We start from the raw sequence: 3,847 nt of genomic DNA on the forward strand, positions 1-3,847 counted from the left end.
CGGGGCGTAGGCGGTGTCAAGGCGGACCTCGCCGGACGGATCGCGCCAGGCAGGTTCAGAGTCATCGGGCACGAGGCGCCGCAGCACCTGGTCAGCAGCCCACGGAACGGTGGCCACGGTGGGGACGCCCAGCCGCTCGTAGACCTCGGCGCGGCCCGGGTCGTAGATGCGCGCGACGACATTCGGGACCTTGAACTGCTCGCGGGCCACTCGCGCCGAGATGATGTTCGAGTTGTCACCGCTGGACACCGCGGCGAACGCGTCGGCGCGCTCGATGCCGGCCATTTCCAGCACGTGCTGGTCGAAGCCCATGCCGGTGACCGTGATGCCGGCGAATCCAGGGCCAAGGCGACGGAAGGCGTCCGGATTGGTGTCGATGACGGCGGTGGAGTGGCCGCGGTCCTCCAGGCTGCGTGTCAGCGCAGATCCCACGCGGCCGCATCCCATGATCACGATGTGCACGCGTTGACGCTACACGGTCTAGCATCTGCCGGGTGGGAATCTCTGGGGCCGCCAAGCGGGCCATCGTTGGACGCAAGCTGCGCAGCACCCAGCTGGGAGAGCAGTTGCTGCCCAAGCGCATCGCCGTCCCGGTGTTCGCCAGCGACGCCCTGTCGTCGGTGGCCTACGCGCCCGACGAGATCTTCCTGACGTTGTCGCTCGGCGGACTGTCCGCCTACACCTTCAACTGGCAGGTCGGCATCGGCGTGGCCCTGGTGTTGGCGATCGTCATCGCGTCCTACCGGCAGAACGTGCATGCCTATCCCAGCGGCGGCGGCGACTACGAGGTCGCGACGGTCAACCTCGGACCCACGGCGGGTCTGACGGTCGGCAGCGCACTGCTGGTGGACTACGTGCTCACCGTCGCCGTCTCGATCTCCTCGGGCGTGCAGAACGCGACCTCGGCCCTGCCGTGGCTCGACGGACACGAGGCCACCGCGGCGACGGTCTTGGTGCTGCTCCTCATGGCCATGAACCTGCGCGGAACCAAGGAATCGGGCCGAGCCTTCGCCGTGCCCACCTACCTGTTCATGATCTCGATCTTGCTGATGGGCGCCTGGGGGTATGCGCGCTATCTGTTCGGCGACCTGCCCCAGGTGCCGAGCGCCGGCTTCGACATCGCACCGGCCGAGCAGTTCGAGAACGGCCTCACCGGCGTCGCGATGGTGTTCCTGCTGGCCCGCGCGTTCTCGTCCGGATGCGCAGCCCTGACAGGTGTGGAGGCCATCAGCAACGGAGTGCCGGCTTTCCGCAAGCCCAAGAGCAAGAACGCCGCCACCACGCTCGCGCTGCTGGGCACCTTGTCGATCACGATGTTGATGAGCATCGTGGTGCTGGCTGACCTGATGCACCTGCGTTACGTCGAGGACCCCGCCACCCAGCTGCTGGTCGATGGTGTCCCCGTGGGCGAGGGATACGAGCAAGACACCGTCATCGGCCAGCTGGCCAAGACCTTGTACAGCGATTTCACCCCGCTGTTCTACTTCACCATCGCGTGCACCGGCATCATCTTGATCTTGGCCGCCAACACCGCGTTCAACGGCTTTCCGGTGCTTGGATCGATCCTGGCCCGCGACGGCTTCTTGCCACGCCAGCTCGACACCCGGGGGGATCGTCTCGCCTTCAGCAACGGCATCATTCTTCTCGCCGTGGCCGCGATCGTGCTGATCCAGGCTTTCGACGCCGAGGTCACTCGGCTGATCCAGCTGTACATCGTCGGCGTCTTCGTGTCCTTCGTGCTCAGCCAGCTCGGCATGATCCGGCACTGGAACCGCAACCTACGCACCGAGACAGACCTGGACGCGCGGCGGCGGATGCAGCGGTCGCGGGTCGTCAACGCCATCGGCCTCGGCATGACCTTCACGGTGCTGATCATCGTGCTGGTCACCAAGTTCTTCGCCGGTGCGTGGATCGCGATCGTGGCGATGGTGTCGCTGTTCACCATGATGCGAGCCATCGGGCGGCACTACGCGCGGGTGGCCGACGAGCTCGCCATCGACGACTCCGACGTCACGCTGCCCAGTCGGGTGCACGCCATCGTGCTGGTCGGCAAGCTGCACAAGCCGACCATGCGCGCGCTCGCCTACGCGCGGGTATCTCGTCCCAACGTGCTCGAGGCACTCACGGTGGAGCTCGACCCCAATCAGACCCGCGCCATGATCGAGCAGTGGGACGAGCTCAACATCCCGGTGCCGCTCAAGGTGGTCAGCTCTCCCTACCGCGAGCTGGTCCGGCCGGTCATCCGCTACGTCAGAGAGCTGCGCAAGGCAAGTCCCCGCGACATCGTCATGATCTACATTCCCGAGTACGTCGTCGGTCGCTGGTGGGAACAGATCCTGCACAACCAGACCGCTTTGCGCCTCAAGGGCCGCCTGTTGTTCATGCCCGGCGTCGTGGTCACCAGCGTGCCGTACCAGCTGGTGTCGGCGGCGGAAGCAAAGCAACGACTCAACGAGGATCGCCCCGCCCCCGGCGATGCCCGTAGAGGGCGCTGAGGAGCACGGGTTGCTACGCTTCAGGTCTCAGCGCCTCGTTCCTCAGCGCTGCCGGCTCCGCCGGTGCGCCTTGTCTCGCTAGGCTCGGCCCATGGGGCGCACGGGTCGCTGCGCTCCCCGTTTCAGCGCCTCGTTCCTCAGCGCTGTCGGCTCCGCCGGTGCGCCTTGCCTCGCTAGGCTCGGCCCATGGTCACCAAGGACGTTGATGCCGTGAGTGAACGTCTGGTGGTTGACGTTGGGCCGGTCGCGCACGGAGGGCACTGCGTGGCGCGGCTGAACGGTCAAGTGGTCTTCGTGCGGCATGCGTTGCCGGGGGAGCAGGTGTGCATCAAGATCACCGAGCGCAACAAGCGGTTCCTGCGCGCAGACGCGGTCGAGGTGCTGCGGGCTGCCCCTGGCCGGGTCGCACCGCCGTGCGACCTCGCGGGGGTGTGCGGCGGTTGCGACTTTCAGCACGCGAGCCTGGACACGCAGCGCGCGTTGCTCACCGAGGTCGTCCGCGAGCAGCTGGAGCGGCTCGCCGGGATCACCTGGGCCGGCGAGGTCGAGGCAGTGGAGCCGACGCTCGGCTGGCGCACCCGCATGGCATGGGCCGTCACGCCGGACGGGCGGCCCGGTCTGCGCCGACACCGCTCACACGACGTCGTGCCGGTCGATGTCTGCCCCATCGCCCACCAGGACCTGCCCGACGTCACAGGTCAGCGTTGGGACGCGGCGACCGTCGAGGCGATCGTCTCGTCCACGGGAGAGCGGATGCTGGTGACGGACGCATCCATCGCGGATGACACCGAGGCTGCAGTGGGTGGAGTCGTGGCCGACGACGGCACGGTCCGCGGCGGCAGCGCCCACCTGACTGAGCGGGTGCACGACCGTGACTTCCGGGTCACCGGCTCGGGATTCTGGCAGGTACATCCCGCAGCGGCCGAGACTCTGGTGGATGCGGTTCGTGCGGTCGCCGACGTGCGCCGCGGCGACACCGTGCTGGACCTGTACGCCGGCGTCGGGCTGTTCACGTCCTTCCTCGCCGATGCGGCGGGCCCGACGGGCCAGGTCCTGAGCGTCGAGGCAGACCGAGGGGGTCATGCCGACGCACGCCGCAACCTGCACGATCGGCCCACCGTCCGACTCGTGGCGGACACCACAGAACGTGCGTTGACGGCAGGCCAGCTGGGGCAGCAGGCCGATGTGGTGGTCCTCGATCCGCCGCGCAGCGGAGCCAAGCACGCCGTGGCGGGCATCGCTGCGCTCCGGCCACGTTGCATCGTCTACGTAGCCTGCGACCCGGCGGCCATGTCTCGCGACGTCGCCTCATGGAAGGAGCACGGCTACGTCCTGACCGACCTTCGGGCGTT

General features: G+C 67.8%; 3 protein-coding genes. 2 read left to right on the top strand and 1 reads right to left on the bottom strand.

From position 1 onward, the window contains the following. A partial coding sequence (locus WB508_RS09595) for a potassium channel family protein (RefSeq protein ID WP_423844664.1) occupies positions 1–447 on the bottom strand: 447 nt, incomplete at its 3' end. Between the two features lie 47 nt (positions 448–494). On the opposite strand from WB508_RS09595, the gene WB508_RS09600 reads away from it, so the two are divergent. Together WB508_RS09600 and WB508_RS09605 are read left to right on the top strand one after the other, a co-directional pair. Further along, on the top strand, positions 495–2,495 hold the full coding sequence (locus WB508_RS09600; protein ID WP_423844662.1) for an APC family permease: 2,001 nt from the start codon (positions 495–497) through the stop codon (positions 2,493–2,495). A 186-nt stretch (positions 2,496–2,681) separates the two neighbouring features. Then, positions 2,682–3,847 (top strand): class I SAM-dependent RNA methyltransferase (locus tag WB508_RS09605; protein WP_423844663.1); only part of this gene is annotated, 1,166 nt, incomplete at its 3' end.

It is taken from the genome of Aeromicrobium sp. (genome assembly GCF_049586495.1).
GTDB lineage: Bacteria > Actinomycetota > Actinomycetes > Propionibacteriales > Nocardioidaceae > Aeromicrobium.